Source organism: Bradyrhizobium iriomotense, from assembly GCF_018129405.1.
In the GTDB taxonomy this organism is placed as follows: domain Bacteria; phylum Pseudomonadota; class Alphaproteobacteria; order Rhizobiales; family Xanthobacteraceae; genus Bradyrhizobium; species Bradyrhizobium iriomotense_B.
The window spans coordinates 135,918-151,473 of the sequence record NZ_JAFCLP010000018.1; the positions used below are offsets into that span (position 1 = coordinate 135,918).

Here is a 15,556-nt window from a genome sequence, read left to right on the forward strand (position 1 = left end):
GGAAACATTCAGCAATCATATGTTCTGCGGATGACGTTTCTCAGCGTCGAGCAACCAGATGGTCTTGTGTCCAGCACGCCGGGAATCGCGGTCGATTTCACGCGCGACTGGCTGCAGGCCGCATCGCGCCTGAGTGTCGGCCATCGCACCGCGTTCCAGCATGGTTACTGGCTCGGCGCCTGGTACGAGGCGTTTGGCGACGTTGCGCCGCTGATCGCCGTGATCTCCGATGTCGCGACCGGCAAGGACCTCGCGGTCGTGCCGATGATCAGCCATGTCAGGCGCGGCATCCGCATCGTCGAATTCGCCGATCTCGGCGTCTCCGACAACAACGCGCCGATCCTGGCGCTCGATGCCGCGGTGGATGCGGCGGCGATGGATGCGATCGGCAAGGCGCTGGTCGACGCATTGCGCGCCTTGCCCGATCGCTTCGACCTGCTGCGCCTGAAGAAGATGCCGGCGCAGGTCGGCGGCAAGCCGAACCCGCTGGTGTCGCTCGGCCGCGCCGGATCCTGCTCGGTCAACGGCAACCTCGTGCTCATCGGCGACGACTATGAGGATTATCGGGCGTCAATCAGGCGCCTGCAGCTGCCGCGGTGCCGGCGCGTCTTCAGCCGACTTGGCAATGCTCGGTTCGAGATCGCCACGGATGCCGAGCGTGCGCGTGAATTCCTCGATGTGATGGACATGCAGCAGGAAGAGCGGATGAGACAGCTTGGCTCACCGTTCGTCCTGAACGACGATGTTCACGCCCGTTTCTATCGCGAGGTGGCGCGCCAGGGTGTTGCCGAGGGTTATGCCGTCATCTCGGCCCTGGTCTGTGACCAGGGCATCGCAGCGACCGCGCTCGGCGTCCGCTCCGGCGCGACCTACTTCCTGCTGCGCATCAGTCATACCGGCAAGACCTGGGCGAACTTTTCTCCCGGACTGCTCGTGACCGAGCGCACCATGGCGGCGCTGCATGCAGAGGGCGTGCGCCGCTTCGATCTCAGCGTCGGCAATCAGGATTACAAGCGCCGGCTAGGCGCCGAGCAGGTGCCGCTGACCGATGTCAGCGTCGCACTGTCCTGGCGCGGACTGCCTTTTGCCTGGCGCGACCACGCCGCGCAGGGCCTGCGCCGTCACCCCAGGCTCGCCGCCTTTGCCGCGCGGGCGATGGGCAAGGGCGCGCGCTGACGGGCGCCGTTCGTTTCGCCGTCATCGCGGAAAGCCCGCACGAAAGGCGTCGAGCAATGCGCGTCCTTGCGGCCAGTCACTGAGCCCGCTCGCGGCATTGATGTGGCCCAGCGCGCCCGCCACGATCAGGCCGGACTGCCAGGCCTGCGCCCGCCGCCGTGTCACCTCGAGCGCTCCATATGGATCATTCGTGCTCGCGATGATCAGCGCGGGAAAGCGCAGCGCGCGGTCGGGGACCGGCTTGAACGCGATGGCCTCCGCGGGAAAATTGCCGCCATCCGGATCGGGCACGGCGACCAGAAAGGCGCCCGCAATCGCGGACGGGAAGCGCGCGGCCCAATGCGCCACCAGCAGGCAGGCGAGGCTGTGGGCGACCAGGACAGCGGGCTTCGCGCAGCGCGCGACCGCGCGCTCCAGGGCTTGCTCCCAGTCGTCGAGGTCCGGCTCGTCCCAGCTCGCCGGCTGGAATCGCGTGAAGCGCGCATCAGTGCGCTCCCACAGCGTCTGCCAATGGGTGTCTCCGGAGCCGCCGAGGCCGGGCAATATGATGATGTCGTGCATGAACGTCCCGTGATATCTGAGGTGACGTCGCAGTGTGACCGACCGCGGTCCTGCATCACATGGCAAGTCATCGGCGGAATCGACCATCTGCCGATGATCTCAAGGTGGAATGGAGAATTTTGTTGGATCGTTTCGGGAGCATCGACGCCAAGGATTTGAAGATCCTCGAGGCGCTGCAAGCCAATGCGCGGGTGCCGCTGTCCGAGCTCGGCCGCTCCGTCGGCCTGTCCCAGCCGGCGATCTCCGAACGCGTCAAGCGGCTCGAGGAAGCCGGCATCATCGAAGGCTACGGCGCCCGCATCAACCCGCGCGCCCTCGGGCTCGGCCTGATGGCGCTGGTGCGCCTGCGCACCTCGCATGAGCACATCAAGACATGCCTCAAGCGGTTCAGCGAGATTCCTCACATCATCGAAGTCCATCGCGTGACGGGCGACGATTGCTTCGTGCTCAAGGTGCTCGTTCCTGCCCCGGAGGACCTCGAGACCATCGTGGATCGCATCGCCGGTTTCGGTGCGGTCACGACCTCGCTGGTGCTGCGGAGCGAGCCCGCGCGGCCGATCGGCAAAGACCTCGTCAGGAAGAAAACCGAACGCAGTTGAGTCGTGCGACCGGCTCGTCACCGCGCCGTCACAAAGCACGCGATTGCGCAAGCCTTCCGATAATCGCGCGCGTTGTGTTATCGTCGCCCTTGTTTCCCGGAGGCGACATGGAAGATCGTTCGGCAAAATATCGCGCATTCTTTGCGCAGTTGATCTGCACCGCGGCGAAGTCTGGGGATCCCCGACTTGAGGAGGCCTTCCGGACCGTCAGGCGCGAACCTTTCGTCGGGCCCGGGCCGTGGTCGATCTGTCTCGGCGGTCATCCCTATGTGGTCACGCCTGACGATGATCCCGCCTTCCTCTATCAGAACGCGCTGCTCGCGCTGGATCCGGCGCGCGGCCTCAATATCGGCATGCCCAGTGCACACGCTTATTGGCTCACCGGCTGCGCTGTCAGAGAGGGCGAGACCGTGCTCCAGATCGGCGCGGGCAGCGGCTACTACACCGCGATCCTCGCGCATCTCGTGGGACCCAGCGGCCGCGTTCATGCCTACGAGATCGACGAGCGCCTGGCGGGACTTGCGCGCGACAATCTGAAGGACATCGCTCATGCGGATGTGTGCAGCCGTTCGGGCATCGCGTCCGATCTGCCGGCTGCGGACGTGATCTATGTCTGCGCCGGCGCGGCGCAGCCGGCCACGCAATGGCTCGAGGCGCTGCGGCCAGGCGGCCGGCTGGTGTTTCCGTTGGCACCGGAGGCCATGCTCGGGGGTATGTTGATGATCACGCGCCCGGACGGCGGCGCGATCTGGCCTGCGAAATTCCTCAGCCGCGCCCAGTTCATCGGCTGCGCGGGATTGCAGGATGAAGATGCCGCCCGGCGATTGGCCGAGGCGTTCGCGAAAGGATGGGAAAGTGTGCAGTCGCTGCGGAGAGGAGGCGCTCCGGACGAGACATGCTGGTTTGCCGGCGAAGGGTGGTGGCTTTCAACGGCGCCGGCGCTCATGCCGACGGATTTAGTTCAGCCTCACGCCGACATCACGCAGGCCTAGCGGGGATCGCGTCTCACGATCCCGTGCAGCCGGCGCAGTGAAATCGGCCGCGCGAGGCGCGGAACAGGCTGCGACAGTACCATCGCCGCGCCAGCGCCTGCGCGGGCTTGCGGACCATCTGCGCGATCAACAAGAGTTCGAAAGCCATTCGTATCGCTTTCGGTCAATATATCCTAGTCGCGCATATGGGGCGGCATTCCCCTAGGAGAATGCCGCCCGTGTCACATCAGCCGTGCAGCTCAGCCATGCAGTTTCTTGGCGGTCTCCGCGATCTGGCGGCCCTGATAGCGTGCGCCGGCGAGTTCGTTGGCGCTGGGCTGGCGGCTGCCGTCGCCGCCGGTGATCGTGGTGGCGCCGTAGGGCGCACCGCCCGTGACCTCGTCGAGCTTCATCTGGCCGGCAAAGCCGTAGTTCATGCCGACCACGACCATGCCGAAATGCAGGAGGTTGGTGATGATCGAGAACAGCGTCGTCTCCTGCCCGCCGTGCTGGGTCGCACTGGAGGTGAAGGCGCCGCCGACCTTGCCGTGCAGCGCGCCCTTGGCCCAGAGCCCGCCGGCCTGGTCCAAAAAGTTCGCCATCTGCGAGGCCATCCGGCCGAAGCGGGTGCCGGTGCCGACGATGATTGCATCGTAATTGGCGAGATCCTCGACCTTGGCGATCGGGGCTGCCTGATCGACCTTGTAGTAGGAGGCCTTCGCGATTTCGGCCGGCACCAGCTCGGGCACGCGCTTGATGTCGACGGTGACGCCGGCCTCACGCGCGCCCTCGGCGACGGCATTGGCCATCGCCTCGATGTGGCCATAGGCAGAATAATAGAGGACGAGAACTTTGGTCATGTGTGGTCTCCGCTGGGGGTAGTTGGTGTTTGTGATCCCTCCGTCGTTCCGGGGCGATGCAAAGCATCGAACTCTGGTGCGCAGTTGCGCACCTGAGAACCTCGAGATTCCGGGTCTGGCGCTTCGCGCCATCCCGGAATGACGGCAATCTTCGTTAAGCCGCGTCGACGAGCACGAGCTCGGAGTCTTCGAGCGCCGTGATTTTCAGCTTGGCCTCGTCGCGGATCGCAGCGCCGTCGCGGGCGTTGACGCGCACGCCGTTGACCTCGACGGATCCGGCCGCGGGTACGAGGTAGAGATGCCGCGACTTCTGCGGCGCGTACTCGGCGCTCTCGCCGGCCTTCAGCGTGGTGGCGAGCACCCGCGCATCGGCGCGGATCGGCAGTGCGTCCGTGTCATCCTCGAAGCCGCTGGCGATGGTGACGAGCCTGCCGGAGCGGTCGGCCCTCGGGAAAGGTTTTGAGCCCCAGGTCGGCTGTCCCCCGCGCGACGTCGGCTCGATCCAGATCTGGAAGATCCGCGTCTTGGTCGGCTCGAGATTGTACTCGGAGTGGCGGATGCCGCTGCCGGCGCTCATCACCTGCACGTCGCCCGCTTCAGTCCGCCCCTCGTTGCCGAGGCTGTCCTGGTGGGTGATCGCGCCCTCGCGCACATAGGTGATGATTTCCATGTTGGCGTGGGGATGGGCGGGAAAGCCGGTGTTCGGCGCGATCTCGTCGTCGTTCCACACCCGCAAGGCGCCGTGTCCCATGTTGTTCGGGTCATAATGGCTTGCGAAGGAGAAATGATGCTTGGCCTTGAGCCAGCCGTGGTCGGCGCCGCCGAGTTTTGCGAAAGGTCTGAGTTCGATCATCTTCGTAATTCCCTGGGTTGGACGAGTGGCGCCTTGTTCAGGCGCCAAACCCGCCGTCGACATTGAGCACGGTGCCGGTGACGAAGGAGGCCTCCGGGCTTGCGAGGAAGACCACGCCTGCGGCGACTTCCTCGGGGCGGCCGAAGCGCTGCAACGCGTGCTGCTTGCGCTGGGCTTCCGCGAAATCGCGGTCGTCGTCCGGGTTCATGTCGGTGTTGATCGAGCCGGGCTGCACCACGTTGACGGTGATGCCGCGCGGACCCAAGTCGCGCGCCGCGCCCTTGGTGTAGCCGACGACCGCCGCCTTGGTGGCGACGTAGTCGGCAAGGCCCGGGAACGAGGCGCGGTCGGCGAGCATCGAGCCGACGGTGACGATGCGGCCGCCTTCACCCATCAGCTGCGAGGCGGCGCGGATCGCCGCGATCACGCCATGCACGTTGACCTGGTCCTGACGGGCGAGGGCGTCGGTGTCGGCATTGGCGTCGTCGGTGGCGCCGCCCGCGGCAACGCCGGCATTGTTGACGAGGATGTCGAGATGGCCGAATTCCTTGGCGACATCGTTGACGAGCTGCGTCACGTCCTTCGCCGAGGCCTGGTCAGCCCTGAACGCACGCGCCTTGACGCCCTTCGCCTTCAATTCAGTGACGACGGCTTCGGCCTTATCGGGCGAGGCGACGTAGCTGATGGCGACATCAGCGCCTTCATCGGCGAGCGCGCGGGCAGAGGCCGCGCCGATGCCGCGCGAGCCGCCAGTGACGAGGGCAACCTTGCCTGAGAGCTTCTTGGTCATTGGATTTCTCCATTCCGTGGGTTTGCGATTGACCCTTGGATAAGCCTCCGCCTGTGGTATAGAAATAGAAACTGTTGAAACGCATTGTTTCCTAAAGCATTCCGATTGGACCAAGCCGATGGCGAAACTCCCCGATTTCGAGGCGCTCGCGATCTTCGCAAAAGTCGTGGAATTACGGTCGTTTGCGGGGGCCGCGAGCGAGCTTGCGATGTCCAAGGCGACGGTCTCCAAGGCCGTGACCCGGCTGGAGGAGCGGCTCGGCGCGCGCCTGTTCAACCGCACCTCGCGCCGGCTCGCGCTGACCGATGCCGGCCACAAGCTCGCCGACCGTGCGACGCGTCTGCTTGCAGACGGCGAGGCGGCGGAGAATGAGGCGCTGGCGCAATCGGTGGCGCCGCGCGGCCTGGTGCGGCTCGCCGTGCCCATGACGTTCGGCATCAAGGCCGTGGCGCCGCTGCTGCCGGAGTTCTTCGAGGCCTATCCGGAAGTCTCGGTCGATCTGCATCTGAGCGATGCGACCGTGGACCTGATCGGCGAGGGCTTTGACATGGCGGTGCGGATTGCGCGCCTGCCGGACTCCTCGCTGATCGCGCGCCGGCTGTTCACCATGCCGCGTTTCACGGTGGCCGCGCCCTCCTATCTCAAGCGTCACGGCCGACCGACGCATCCGATGCACCTGGCCGAGCACAGATGCTTCAGCTACGCCTACATGTCGACGCCCAACATCTGGCACTACACCAATTCTGCCGGCGAGCAGGCCAGCGTGCGTCCGGGCGGACCGCTCCGCGTCAACAATGGCGAGGCCGTGATGCCGTCATTGATCGCAGGCCTCGGCATCGCCGAACTGCCCGAATTCATCGTCGGTGACGCCATCTCCTCCGGCGAGGTCGAAGTGATCCTGAAGGACTGGAAGCAGGCCGAAGGCGCCGTACATCTGGTGACGCCGCCCGGCGGCCCGCGCCCCGCGCGCGTCGAAGCGCTCGGCGATTTCCTCGCGGCGAAGCTGCCCGGCACATGCAAGCGGCGGCCGCGCGGGAAGGTGAAGGGGGCGTAAAGCGAGCCGCCTCAACGATTCGTCATTGCGAGCGCAGCGAAGCAATCCAGAATCCCACCGCGGAGACACTCTGGATTGCTTCGCTGCGCTCGCAATGACGGCATCTCGCTTTGCGGCCGGGCTACGACACCTTTACGCCATTGATCGCAACGATGCGCAGGCTCGGCTTCAGCGTCCCCTCCAATCGCGTCTTCAACTCGTGGACACGCGGATCGGTCGAGTGGGCCGCGCAAACCGCGTATTGATGGACGGATTGCGCCAGGGCCCGCCGCGCTTCCGGCGTTCGCGTCACGTCCGGCTCCGAAAGCCGCAAGACGATCGCGGCGAGATTGACCAGCATCTCGTCCAGAGCGACGTCGATAGTCGCAAGATTGCGCATCACTCCCTCCCGGGAAGGGCAACCCGCGGGTCCGCCGATGCGTTCCGCACCCGGGCCGGACATGGTTAAGGCCTGGTAAACGACTTGTTCTTGCCGGTCGCCACGCTAGGCTGGTGGGCGAAACAAAGAAAATCAGGGGGAGGCACCACCATGGATCGACGCGATCTCTTGCGCGCCGCTGCGGCATTGCCGTTTTTGCGGGCCGCCGTACCGGACAAGGCCTTCGCGCAAGCCTATCCGGCGCGCAACATCACCATGATCGTGCCGTTTCCGGCCGGCGGCCAGGCCGATCTCGCGGCGCGCCCGGTGGCGATGGCGCTGGAGCGGGTCCTCGGCAAGCCTGTCATCGTCGACAACCGTGCCGGCGGCGGCGGTGGGTCGGTCGGCAATGCGGCCGCGGCGCGCGCCGAGCCCGACGGCTACACGCTGCTGATGACGCTGTCCTCGCTCGCGGTGCTCCCGGAGGCCGACCGGCTGTTCGACCGTCCCGTTGCCTACGAGGTCTCGCAGTTCATGCCGATCGCGCGCGTGCTGGCCGATCCCACGCTGCTCGCGGTGCCGGCGTCGGCGCCGTGGAAGACGGCGCAGGATTTCATCGAGGATGCGAAGAAGCGACCGGGCCAGATCACCTATGGCTCGTCCGGCCCTTACGGCACGCTGCATGTGGCGATGGAGATGTTTGCAAACAGCGCGGGCATCAAGCTGCTCCATGTGCCGTTCCGCGGCGCGGGTCCCGCGCTCACCGCGTTGCTCAGCGGCACCGTGCAGGCGATCGCCGCAGCTCCAGGGACGCTGAAGCCGCAGGTCGACGACGGCAAGCTGCGTGTGCTCGGCAATTGCGGCGCAAAGCGCATCGCGAGCTTCCCGGACGTGCCGACCTTCCAGGAGCTCGGTTACAAGGACGTCGAGATGTACATCTGGGCCGGGCTCTTTGCGCAGAGTTCTCTTCCGGCGCCGATCGCGAGCCGCCTGCGCGAGGCCATGGCGCAGGTGATGACGAGCCCCGACGTGCTCAAGACCTTCGAAACATCGGGCAGTCTCGTCGCCTATCAGGACGCGCCGGCCTTCTCCGAATTCGTGGCGGCCGACAGCGCGCGGCTGATCGCGGCGGTGAAGAAGATCGGCAAGGTGGAGTAGGTTCCAGCTCCGCCTTCACATTTTGTTGTTGGTTCAGAACCCGCCCCCGCCTCATTGATTGATGAGAATTCGAAAGAATCGAGAAGGATCTGGACATGCGAGCAGAGCGGATTGCGCTGGGTGTGGCGCTCGCGATCGGCGGCACCGTCGCGCAGAGCGCAGCATTCGCCCAGGAATATCGCGGAACCATGGAACAGCAGATGGCCTGCACACCGGATGTGTGGCGCCTGTGCAGCGACCAGATTCCGGACGTGAACCGCATCGTGGCCTGCCTGCAGCAGAACACGCCGCAGCTCTCGAGCGGGTGTCGGGCGGTGTTTCAGTCCAACAACCAGGCACAGCCGCAGCAGCCGAGCCCGCGCAATCGCGTTGTGCCGCCGCCGCGCTACAATGCTCCGCCGCCTCCGCCGCGACCTTACGACGACGACTGAAGCATGATCCGGAAAAGCGCGCAGCAGCAGGCGCGACGATGTGGTCACCGCTTCGTTCAGCGCTCCCCCTTGCTGTCCGACTGAGGTCGATGTCGGAGCGCTGTCCGCAAGACAACTCCGAAGAGCAGTGCCGCGACTGGCCAATGGAACCAGATCTTGTGCATGCCGGTGAAAACATTGATCAGAATCAGAAAGGCCGACACTGTGAGAGCCGCTGCAACCGAGCGGGGCAGCCTTGCCAGCCCATCCGAGACGACACGCATCCACGAGGATGGCTCGTGCCTGTCGCCAAGCCGCAGGTGACCGGCTTGCTCCCGGCGAGTTGGGCTTTCGTCGACCGCGGAGCTCCGTCCCTGATCGGTCCGGCCGCTCATGGTCACCCGATAACTGGTCATGGGCGCAACGTTCTTCATTGGTCGCTGGCCGAGACAGTCGAAGCCAACGGATAATTTGTTGTGCACCTGATCGTAGACGGAGCTCGAGATCACGACGCCGCCGGGGTCGGCGAGTTCTTGCAGTCGTGACGCGATATTGACCCCGTCGCCATAGATGTCGGAACCGTCCACCATCACGTCTCCGAGGTTGATGCCGATGCGAAACCGCATCGGGGGTGCGTGAGGTGGGTCCGAATCCTGGTTGGAAATTTCCTGCTGAATCTCGACCGCACATTGCACGGCCTCGACGACGCTGGCGAACTCGGCGATGACGGCATCGCCCCAGGTATTCACGATGCGGCCGTCATGACGTTCCACCAATCCCGCAATGGCAGTGCGGTAGCGGCGGAGTGTCTCCAGCGTTCCGGTCTCGTCTGCTTCCATGAGGCGAGAATAGCCGTGCACATCAGCGCACAGGACGGTGGTCAGTCGTCGTTTCACCTTGTCGTCAGTCATGGCCCCCTATGGTAGCCTCCCTGACCGGCAAATGCATCAGGCAGTCGGGGCCATAGCAGGCGTCAACGCGCCGTAGTCGCCCTACGGCCTGTGCTCGCAGACGTCGACCCATTCGGCCGCGGTCAGCTCGGCCATCCGCTCGGGTGTGATGCGCACGGCGCTATGGGTCGAGCCCGCGGCCGGCACCACCACGTCAAACGCCTTCAGCGAGACATCGCAATAGACCGGCAGCGGCGCTTTCAGTCCGAACGGACAGACGCCGCCGACCTCGTGGCCGGTGATCTCGGCGACCTCCTCCAGCCCCAGCATCTTCGGCTTGCCGCCGAACTGCGCCTTCACCTTCTTGTTGTCCATGCGCGAGGTGCCCGCGGCGACGATCAGGATGACGCGCTCGCCGATCCGCAACGACAGCGTCTTGGCGATCCGTCCCGGCTCGACGCCATAGGCTTCGGCGGCGAGCGTCACGGTCGCCGAGCTGATCGGGGATTCGATGACGGAGATATCGGGGGCGTTCTCGGCGAAGAAGGCACGAACAGATTGAAGGCTCATTCCAGTCTCACGGGCGGGCGAATGGTGGGCAGCTCCGAGAGCGAACGGACGCGATGATCCGGCGCAAAGCCGAGTTCGTCCATCTGGGTGCGGATCGCCCTAAACATCGTCAGCGGTGCCACGAGTTCGTTCTCGACGCAAGCCAGCGCCATGGCTTCTGGCGTCACCCGTTCGATCCAGGCGACGTTCAGGCCGAACGATTTTGCGCCCGCCACGTCCCAGGGATTGGAGGAGACGAATAGCACCTCATCCGGCGTGGTGCCGAGCACCTCGCCTATCAGCTGATAGGCTTGCGGGCTCGGCTTGAAGATCTTCTTCGCATCGACGCTGATGGTGGCATCGAGCAGGCGGTCGAGCCCGGTGTTGTGCACCAGCCCGTCCAGCATGTCCGGACTGCCGTTGGAGAGGATCGCGAGCTTTCGCGGCCTCAAGGCCGCAAGCGCGCTTGTTGCATCCGGATAGAGATCGAGGTGCAGATACTTTTCGATCACACGGTCGAATGCCTCGCTGTCATAAGCGAGCCCGAGCATACGAAGTGTATAGGCGAGCGAGTCGCGCGTGACCGCGTCAAAATCCCGGTAGCGCTGCATCAGCGAGCGCAGCCAGGTGTATTCGAGCTGCTTGATGCGCCAGACCTGCGTGATGATCTCGCCATAGCCCGGAAACGCATCCTCGGTGACGTCGGCGACCGACTGGATGTCGTAGAGCGTTCCGTAGGCGTCGAAGACGACGGCTTTGATGCTCATTGGTTGTCCTTCCGGGCCGTTGTGGTTCGCAAGAATTCCGATTGGGGAGTGCGCATTATCGTCAGCTTACCAAAGCACTGCGGAAGTCTGCCACTGCAAGCGTGACCGGCGGCTTGTGACCCAAGGCGGGTTCATGGGCGCGAGAAGTGCGGCAGCACGGAACTCACGCGAGGTACGGATTGTCTCCGAGACATTCGATCAGCAATTCGGTCAGGACCCGCACTTTCCGTGAGGGATGCTGGCCCGGCGGACGGACGACGTATGCGCCCGCCGACGGCGGTGGATGGTGTGTCATGATTGGAACAAGGGCGCCGGAGGCCACGTAGTCGTTGATGACACAATCGGGGAGCCAGGCGATGCCGAGTCCTGCTGCCGCAGCCACGGCGAGAGCCGTGCCGTTGTCCGCCTTAAAACGCCCTTGCGGGTGGACCGTGACGATCTTGTCGCCGTCCATCAGTTGCCAGGATTCTGTTCCCTGCATCAGGGCTTCGTGGGCGATGAGTTCGTCCAATGTCTCCGGGGCGCCGTGCGCTTTGATATATCCGGGGCTCGCCACAAGCTTGCCGGAGATCGGCCCAACGCGCCTGGCGATCAGATTGGAGTCCGGGAGATAGCCTACCCGGATGGCGCAATCAAATCCCTCAGCGATGAGATCGACGAAGCGATCACTATAGGCGGCATGGACGTGAAGTTGCGGGTAGCGTCGCGCCATTTCCGCGAGTACGGGAGCGAAGTGGGGCGGCCCGAAAGAAAGCGGCACGGCAATTCGCAAACGGCCTCGAAGTTCGCCGGCGGGCAGGATTGTTTCCTTGGCTGCGTCGATCTCGGCGCGCACTTTGGCTGCATGATCTCGAAACGTGATCCCAGCTTCCGTGAGAGCAGCGCCACGGGTTGTTCGTGCAAGAAGCTGAACGCCCAGTTCCGCTTCAAGCCGGAACAGCCGACGGCTGACGATCGACTTCGAGACGCCGAGTCGACGAGCGCCAGCCGAAATGCCGCCAGCATCAGCAACTTCGACGAATGCAATCAGGTCTTCGACGTCCAATTCGGCGTTCCCCATTCTGCGACACAGCTTGGCACAATAGGGCGCTATCGTATCGCAAACGGGAATGACAGTGTTCGTGTTCTCAGGGTAGCGCGGCAGTTCGGCGCATGCCTCCCGCAAACCTCTCACAACTACAGCAAAGGATCTGTTGATGAGCTTTCGTAATGGGCTTGCTTCGCTTCTTCGTCCCCAAGACTCGGTACTTGTTTTAATCGACCACCAGCCTTACCAACTCGCGAACGTGAACAGCCACGAACCGCAGATGGTGATCAACAACACCGCGGGTTTGGCAAAGGCCGCCAAGGCATTCGGCGTTCCGACCATCCTGACGACCGTCATCGCAGAGCGGGGCGGTCTGCTCTTTCCCCAGATCACCGATGTGTTCCCCGGCCAGGAGGTCATCGACCGGACGTTGATCAACACCTGGGAGGACCAGAAGGTGGTGGCCGCGGTCAAGGCGACGGGCCGCAAGCAGCTGATCATCGCTGGACTGTGGACCGAGGTGTGCGTCGCGATGCCGACGATCCAGGCTCGCGGTGAGGGCTGGGATGTCACCGTCATCACCGACGCGTGCGGAGCCGTTTCGGTCGAGGCCCACCAGGTCGCCATCCAGCGCATGATCGCGGCCGGCGCCAACATGATGACCTGGATGGCGTTGGCGGCCGAATGGCAGCGCGACTGGGCCCGGACCGAACAGGCCGTCAAGCTGACGGAAGTGATTACGCAGCACGCCGGCGGTAGTGGCATCGCGTTCCTGTGGGAGCAGCAGCTGCTCAACACGCCCGTGCCGACCACCTAAAGCGCGATGAGATTTGGATGAATCGTCATCGCGCTTCAGGTTGTTGTCTGCGCATGATCTCTTCGGAAAACCGCTTCGCACTTTTCCGGATCATGCTTTAGAGCGATCGAACCGGGGATGACGAGAAACCCGAACGATGCGTCGCGAAAGCGGACCGTCCATCGGGCCTCGTCATCCCCATCTATGGTGAGTTCGGCCATATCTTGGATGCAGGTAATCGCCATCAACGAGCCGGGGATGCGGCAGCCGGTAGATCACGACGTTTTTCAGATCGCTCTTAGAGGACCACTTCTGACCCTTATCGGAAGTCGGTGGGCCCAACATGGCCGTCCACCGTTGGCAGGTATCGCAGCCATTCCCCGGATCGGATGCCTCGCGGGTCAATATCTCGGTGCGAGGCGACGTAGTCGATCTCGCCGCGCGTGGTGCCGATATCCATCAGATCCCTGTCACTTAAGTTGGACCAGGCGGCGCGCAATTTTTGGCGTTCGCGGCGCTCCAGAAAGGCATCCCAACATTTCCAGATGAAGCTCGAGACATGCCGGGTCGATACGGATGTCCGTTCCAGCCATCCTGTGCCGTGCGTCGTGCTCATTGCGGTGTCTCCAGGGATGGTGTCTTTCCACCGGCACGAGGGTGCCGCAATATCGGCAGGCACGCTTGACCGGCCGCTTACATTTTCCTCACCGGCAGCTTATTCTTGCGATGTCCAGCGAGGCCAAAGCGCTACCCGGTTGCCGGGGGCCCTCATCCAGCGGGATTCGCATCTTGCGCTATCTCTTCGAGGAGTACGCATTCGACACCGACCGGCGCGAGATACATCGCGGGGCGCTTGTCGTCTCCGTGACGCCACAGGTCTTTGACCTGCTCGACTACCTGATCCGCAACCGGGAGCGCGTCGTCAGCAAAGACGAACTCATCACCGCCATCTGGAATGGGCGCAGCGTGTCGGATGCCGCGCTGACGACCCGACTCAACGCCGCCCGCAACGCAATCGGTGATACGGGCGAAAAGCAGCGTCTAATCAAAACACTGGCGCGCAAAGGCTTTCGCTTCGTTGGCGTGGTGCAAGAGCAGAGGCCCATTGCGCAGCTTGGCTCGCTGACGCGGAATGACGGCACGGCGCAAAGGACGTTTTCACCGCCTCGTCTTTCCATCGTCGTATTGCCTTTCGTCAACCTCAGCGGTGATCCCGAGCAAGACTACTTCGTCGATGGTGTGACCGAGAGCCTGACCACGGACCTGTCGCGCATCAGTGGCGCGTTCATAATTGCGCGCAACACCGCATTCACGTTTAAGGGCAAGGCCGTAGACGTATTGAAGCTGGGACGCGAGCTGAACGTCCGCTATGTGCTTGAAGGCTCGGTACAGCGTGGCAGCAACCGTCTCCGGGTGAATGTGCAGCTAGTCGACACTGAAACGGGCAATCAGCTGTGGGCCGAGCGCTTTGAGAAGCCCATCGGCGATCTCTTTGATATGCAGGACGAAATCGTATCGAGGCTCGCCAACGCTCTCGATGCCGAACTCCTTGCTCTGGAAGCGCGCCGCGCGGAGCGCTCACCCAATCCCGACGCGACTGATTTGTGTTTCCAAGGCGCCGTTTGGCTCAACATGGGTCGAACACCTGAAAATATGACACGAGCCTGCGGCTTCTATGAACGGGCCTTGGCACTCGAACCGACAAATGTTGAGGCGCTGGTCGGCAGAGCATGGGCTAATTTCGTAATTGGTGCCAACTTGGTGTCCGACGATCGGGTAGAGCGTCTCGCCGCAGCCGAGACAACCCTCGCCAAGGCGCTATCCTTGGCACCGAACCATCCCCTGGCTCACAACACCATGGGCCTTGTGAAAATCTTTACGAACCGCGCGGCTCAAGGCATTGCAGAATGCCAGCGGGCGTTGACGCTTGATCGGAATTTGGCCCGCTCGCACGCGGGCATTGGGGTCGCGAAGTTTTTTCTCGGTCGGGGCGGGGAAACCGAAGCCCATATGGAGCAAGCGCTCCGTCTCTCTCCTCGCGACACACTTGTCTATGTCTGGAGTATGTTTGTTGGCCTCGCCAAATTTTGGCAGGGTGCCGACGCCGAAGCTCTTGTTTGGCTACGCCGGAGCCTTGAGGCCAACCGAAATTATCCCGCTGCGCATTTCAATCTCGCGGCTGCGTTGGCGCTCGTCGGTGAGTTGGAAGAAGCACGGGCCACAGCGCAGGTGGGCCTTGCGCTCAATCCGAGTTTCACTATCCGCCGGTACCGCACGAACACCCCAAGCAACCATCCGCTGTATCTCGCGGGATGCGAGCGCGTCTATGAGGGCCTGCGGCTGGCCGGGGTGCGCGAGGGCTGATGGTCCGCTTCTGGCCCAAGCCGGCCTCAAGGCGAGTTGCGCCAACGCGCTGCAATCAGGGGCGGAGCAGACCTCGGACGACGAGCAGCGCAAGCTAGACAGTCGGCTGACGTCCTCGCCGGGTCCAGGTCTCCCGCTCAGCGAAGACCCGGCTGACCTCCGCCATGTGCTCCGTGCCCCGCGCGCAGAGCGGCACGAGAGCTTGGGCGAGGCTGTGGCCCAAAGGAGTGAGGCTATGGTCCACCCGCGGAGGCACTTCCTTGTAGTCGGTCCGCTTCACCAGGCCATCGGCCTCCAACTCCTTGAGCTGCTGTATCAGCATCTTGTCGCTGACATCGCGCACCGATCGTCGAAGCTCGCCGTAGCGGGTCGG

The 15,556-nt window shown here is 63.9% G+C and carries 19 protein-coding genes and 1 pseudogene; 8 read left to right on the plus strand and 12 right to left on the minus strand.

What is annotated here, in order from left to right:
• The first annotated feature begins 30 nt into the window (after nucleotides 1–30).
• Nucleotides 31–1,176, plus strand: a complete 1,146-nt coding sequence (locus JQ592_RS29170) for a GNAT family N-acetyltransferase (protein WP_211406223.1) — start codon at nucleotides 31–33, stop codon at nucleotides 1,174–1,176.
• A 21-nt stretch (nucleotides 1,177–1,197) separates the two neighbouring features.
• On the opposite strand, the gene JQ592_RS29175 is transcribed toward JQ592_RS29170, so the two are convergent.
• On the minus strand, nucleotides 1,198–1,737 hold the full coding sequence (locus JQ592_RS29175) for an RBBP9/YdeN family alpha/beta hydrolase (protein WP_211406224.1): 540 nt from the start codon (nucleotides 1,735–1,737) through the stop codon (nucleotides 1,198–1,200).
• A gap of 122 nt (nucleotides 1,738–1,859) precedes the next feature.
• Between JQ592_RS29175 and JQ592_RS29180 the strand changes: the two genes are divergently transcribed.
• Both JQ592_RS29180 and JQ592_RS29185 read left to right on the plus strand, forming a co-directional pair.
• Nucleotides 1,860–2,336 (plus strand): Lrp/AsnC family transcriptional regulator, encoded by a 477-nt coding sequence (locus JQ592_RS29180; protein WP_211406225.1) that lies wholly within the window; start codon nucleotides 1,860–1,862, stop codon nucleotides 2,334–2,336.
• Nucleotides 2,337–2,443: 107 nt separating this feature from the next.
• On the plus strand, nucleotides 2,444–3,328 hold the full coding sequence (locus JQ592_RS29185) for a protein-L-isoaspartate O-methyltransferase family protein (RefSeq protein WP_211406226.1): 885 nt from the start codon (nucleotides 2,444–2,446) through the stop codon (nucleotides 3,326–3,328).
• A 13-nt stretch (nucleotides 3,329–3,341) separates the two neighbouring features.
• Here JQ592_RS29185 and JQ592_RS38635 read toward each other — a convergent pair whose 3' ends face one another.
• The 4 genes from JQ592_RS38635 to JQ592_RS29200 form a co-directional block, all read right to left on the minus strand.
• The gene (locus JQ592_RS38635; protein ID WP_283816195.1) at nucleotides 3,342–3,476 is read right to left on the minus strand and encodes a hypothetical protein; all 135 of its coding nucleotides are present in this window, start codon (nucleotides 3,474–3,476) and stop codon (nucleotides 3,342–3,344) included.
• A gap of 91 nt (nucleotides 3,477–3,567) precedes the next feature.
• The gene (gene wrbA / locus JQ592_RS29190) at nucleotides 3,568–4,167 is read right to left on the minus strand and encodes an NAD(P)H:quinone oxidoreductase (protein ID WP_211406227.1); all 600 of its coding nucleotides are present in this window, start codon (nucleotides 4,165–4,167) and stop codon (nucleotides 3,568–3,570) included.
• Nucleotides 4,168–4,321: 154 nt separating this feature from the next.
• Nucleotides 4,322–5,020: a pirin family protein gene (locus tag JQ592_RS29195; protein WP_211406228.1), complete on the minus strand. Its 699-nt coding sequence runs from the start codon at nucleotides 5,018–5,020 to the stop codon at nucleotides 4,322–4,324.
• A gap of 37 nt (nucleotides 5,021–5,057) precedes the next feature.
• Entirely contained in the window at nucleotides 5,058–5,810 is a 753-nt protein-coding gene (locus JQ592_RS29200) for an SDR family NAD(P)-dependent oxidoreductase (RefSeq protein WP_211406229.1), read from the minus strand.
• A gap of 118 nt (nucleotides 5,811–5,928) precedes the next feature.
• On the opposite strand from JQ592_RS29200, the gene JQ592_RS29205 reads away from it, so the two are divergent.
• Nucleotides 5,929–6,864: a LysR family transcriptional regulator gene (locus JQ592_RS29205; RefSeq protein ID WP_211406230.1), complete on the plus strand. Its 936-nt coding sequence runs from the start codon at nucleotides 5,929–5,931 to the stop codon at nucleotides 6,862–6,864.
• A 121-nt stretch (nucleotides 6,865–6,985) separates the two neighbouring features.
• Here the strand turns inward: JQ592_RS29205 and JQ592_RS29210 are convergent, their stop codons facing one another.
• Nucleotides 6,986–7,243 carry a hypothetical protein gene (locus tag JQ592_RS29210; protein WP_211406231.1) on the minus strand — a complete coding sequence of 86 codons (258 nt, stop codon included), beginning with the start codon at nucleotides 7,241–7,243 and terminating at the stop codon, nucleotides 6,986–6,988.
• A 150-nt stretch (nucleotides 7,244–7,393) separates the two neighbouring features.
• Between JQ592_RS29210 and JQ592_RS29215 the strand changes: the two genes are divergently transcribed.
• Together JQ592_RS29215 and JQ592_RS29220 are read left to right on the plus strand one after the other, a co-directional pair.
• Nucleotides 7,394–8,380 carry a Bug family tripartite tricarboxylate transporter substrate binding protein gene (locus JQ592_RS29215; RefSeq protein ID WP_211406232.1) on the plus strand — a complete coding sequence of 329 codons (987 nt, stop codon included), beginning with the start codon at nucleotides 7,394–7,396 and terminating at the stop codon, nucleotides 8,378–8,380.
• A 95-nt stretch (nucleotides 8,381–8,475) separates the two neighbouring features.
• Nucleotides 8,476–8,811 (plus strand): hypothetical protein, encoded by a 336-nt coding sequence (locus JQ592_RS29220; protein ID WP_211406233.1) that lies wholly within the window; start codon nucleotides 8,476–8,478, stop codon nucleotides 8,809–8,811.
• A gap of 56 nt (nucleotides 8,812–8,867) precedes the next feature.
• Here the strand turns inward: JQ592_RS29220 and JQ592_RS29225 are convergent, their stop codons facing one another.
• The 4 genes from JQ592_RS29225 to JQ592_RS29240 form a co-directional block, all read right to left on the minus strand.
• A complete protein-coding gene (locus JQ592_RS29225; RefSeq protein WP_211406234.1) occupies nucleotides 8,868–9,701 on the minus strand; it encodes an adenylate/guanylate cyclase domain-containing protein in 834 nt (277 codons plus the stop codon).
• Between the two features lie 81 nt (nucleotides 9,702–9,782).
• Nucleotides 9,783–10,250, minus strand: coding sequence for a YbaK/EbsC family protein (locus JQ592_RS29230; RefSeq protein ID WP_211406235.1), 468 nt, complete (start codon nucleotides 10,248–10,250; stop codon nucleotides 9,783–9,785).
• On the minus strand, nucleotides 10,247–10,996 hold the full coding sequence (locus tag JQ592_RS29235; RefSeq protein WP_211406236.1) for a haloacid dehalogenase type II: 750 nt from the start codon (nucleotides 10,994–10,996) through the stop codon (nucleotides 10,247–10,249). The genes JQ592_RS29230 and JQ592_RS29235 overlap by 4 nt, the downstream gene beginning before the upstream one ends.
• Nucleotides 10,997–11,159: 163 nt before the next feature.
• Nucleotides 11,160–12,041 carry a LysR family transcriptional regulator gene (locus JQ592_RS29240; RefSeq protein WP_211406237.1) on the minus strand — a complete coding sequence of 294 codons (882 nt, stop codon included), beginning with the start codon at nucleotides 12,039–12,041 and terminating at the stop codon, nucleotides 11,160–11,162.
• Nucleotides 12,042–12,192: 151 nt separating this feature from the next.
• On the opposite strand from JQ592_RS29240, the gene JQ592_RS29245 reads away from it, so the two are divergent.
• Nucleotides 12,193–12,840, plus strand: a complete 648-nt coding sequence (locus JQ592_RS29245) for a hydrolase (RefSeq protein ID WP_211406238.1) — start codon at nucleotides 12,193–12,195, stop codon at nucleotides 12,838–12,840.
• A 298-nt stretch (nucleotides 12,841–13,138) separates the two neighbouring features.
• Here the strand turns inward: JQ592_RS29245 and JQ592_RS29250 are convergent, their stop codons facing one another.
• Complete coding sequence (locus JQ592_RS29250) at nucleotides 13,139–13,435, minus strand: DUF1127 domain-containing protein (protein ID WP_211406239.1); 297 nt, start codon at nucleotides 13,433–13,435, stop codon at nucleotides 13,139–13,141.
• 173 nt (nucleotides 13,436–13,608) lie between these two features.
• On the opposite strand from JQ592_RS29250, the gene JQ592_RS29255 reads away from it, so the two are divergent.
• Nucleotides 13,609–15,183 (plus strand): winged helix-turn-helix domain-containing tetratricopeptide repeat protein, encoded by a 1,575-nt coding sequence (locus JQ592_RS29255; protein ID WP_211406240.1) that lies wholly within the window; start codon nucleotides 13,609–13,611, stop codon nucleotides 15,181–15,183.
• Nucleotides 15,184–15,277: 94 nt separating this feature from the next.
• On the opposite strand, the pseudogene JQ592_RS29260 reads toward JQ592_RS29255, so the two are convergent.
• Nucleotides 15,278–15,550, minus strand: a pseudogene (locus JQ592_RS29260) (winged helix-turn-helix transcriptional regulator); the annotation flags it as partial.
• Between the last annotated feature and the right edge of the window lie 6 nt (nucleotides 15,551–15,556).

What these genes read in the sequence shown, in the direction of transcription:
- JQ592_RS29185 (WP_211406226.1), top strand. Translation starts at nt 2,444, where the DNA reads ATGGAAGATCGTTCGGCAAAATATCGCGCATTCTTTGCGCAGTTGATC.
- JQ592_RS29230 (WP_211406235.1), bottom strand. Translation starts at nt 10,250, where the DNA reads ATGAGCCTTCAATCTGTTCGTGCCTTCTTCGCCGAGAACGCCCCCGAT.
- JQ592_RS29215 (WP_211406232.1), top strand. Translation starts at nt 7,394, where the DNA reads ATGGATCGACGCGATCTCTTGCGCGCCGCTGCGGCATTGCCGTTTTTG.
- JQ592_RS29235 (WP_211406236.1), bottom strand. Translation starts at nt 10,996, where the DNA reads ATGAGCATCAAAGCCGTCGTCTTCGACGCCTACGGAACGCTCTACGAC.
- JQ592_RS29195 (WP_211406228.1), bottom strand. Translation starts at nt 5,020, where the DNA reads ATGATCGAACTCAGACCTTTCGCAAAACTCGGCGGCGCCGACCACGGC.
- JQ592_RS29205 (WP_211406230.1), top strand. Translation starts at nt 5,929, where the DNA reads ATGGCGAAACTCCCCGATTTCGAGGCGCTCGCGATCTTCGCAAAAGTC.
- JQ592_RS29200 (WP_211406229.1), bottom strand. Translation starts at nt 5,810, where the DNA reads ATGACCAAGAAGCTCTCAGGCAAGGTTGCCCTCGTCACTGGCGGCTCG.
- wrbA (WP_211406227.1), bottom strand. Translation starts at nt 4,167, where the DNA reads ATGACCAAAGTTCTCGTCCTCTATTATTCTGCCTATGGCCACATCGAG.
- JQ592_RS29170 (WP_211406223.1), top strand. Translation starts at nt 31, where the DNA reads ATGACGTTTCTCAGCGTCGAGCAACCAGATGGTCTTGTGTCCAGCACG.
- JQ592_RS29175 (WP_211406224.1), bottom strand. Translation starts at nt 1,737, where the DNA reads ATGCACGACATCATCATATTGCCCGGCCTCGGCGGCTCCGGAGACACC.
- JQ592_RS38635 (WP_283816195.1), bottom strand. Translation starts at nt 3,476, where the DNA reads ATGGCTTTCGAACTCTTGTTGATCGCGCAGATGGTCCGCAAGCCCGCG.
- JQ592_RS29225 (WP_211406234.1), bottom strand. Translation starts at nt 9,701, where the DNA reads ATGACTGACGACAAGGTGAAACGACGACTGACCACCGTCCTGTGCGCT.
- JQ592_RS29245 (WP_211406238.1), top strand. Translation starts at nt 12,193, where the DNA reads ATGAGCTTTCGTAATGGGCTTGCTTCGCTTCTTCGTCCCCAAGACTCG.
- JQ592_RS29250 (WP_211406239.1), bottom strand. Translation starts at nt 13,435, where the DNA reads ATGAGCACGACGCACGGCACAGGATGGCTGGAACGGACATCCGTATCG.
- JQ592_RS29220 (WP_211406233.1), top strand. Translation starts at nt 8,476, where the DNA reads ATGCGAGCAGAGCGGATTGCGCTGGGTGTGGCGCTCGCGATCGGCGGC.
- JQ592_RS29210 (WP_211406231.1), bottom strand. Translation starts at nt 7,243, where the DNA reads ATGCGCAATCTTGCGACTATCGACGTCGCTCTGGACGAGATGCTGGTC.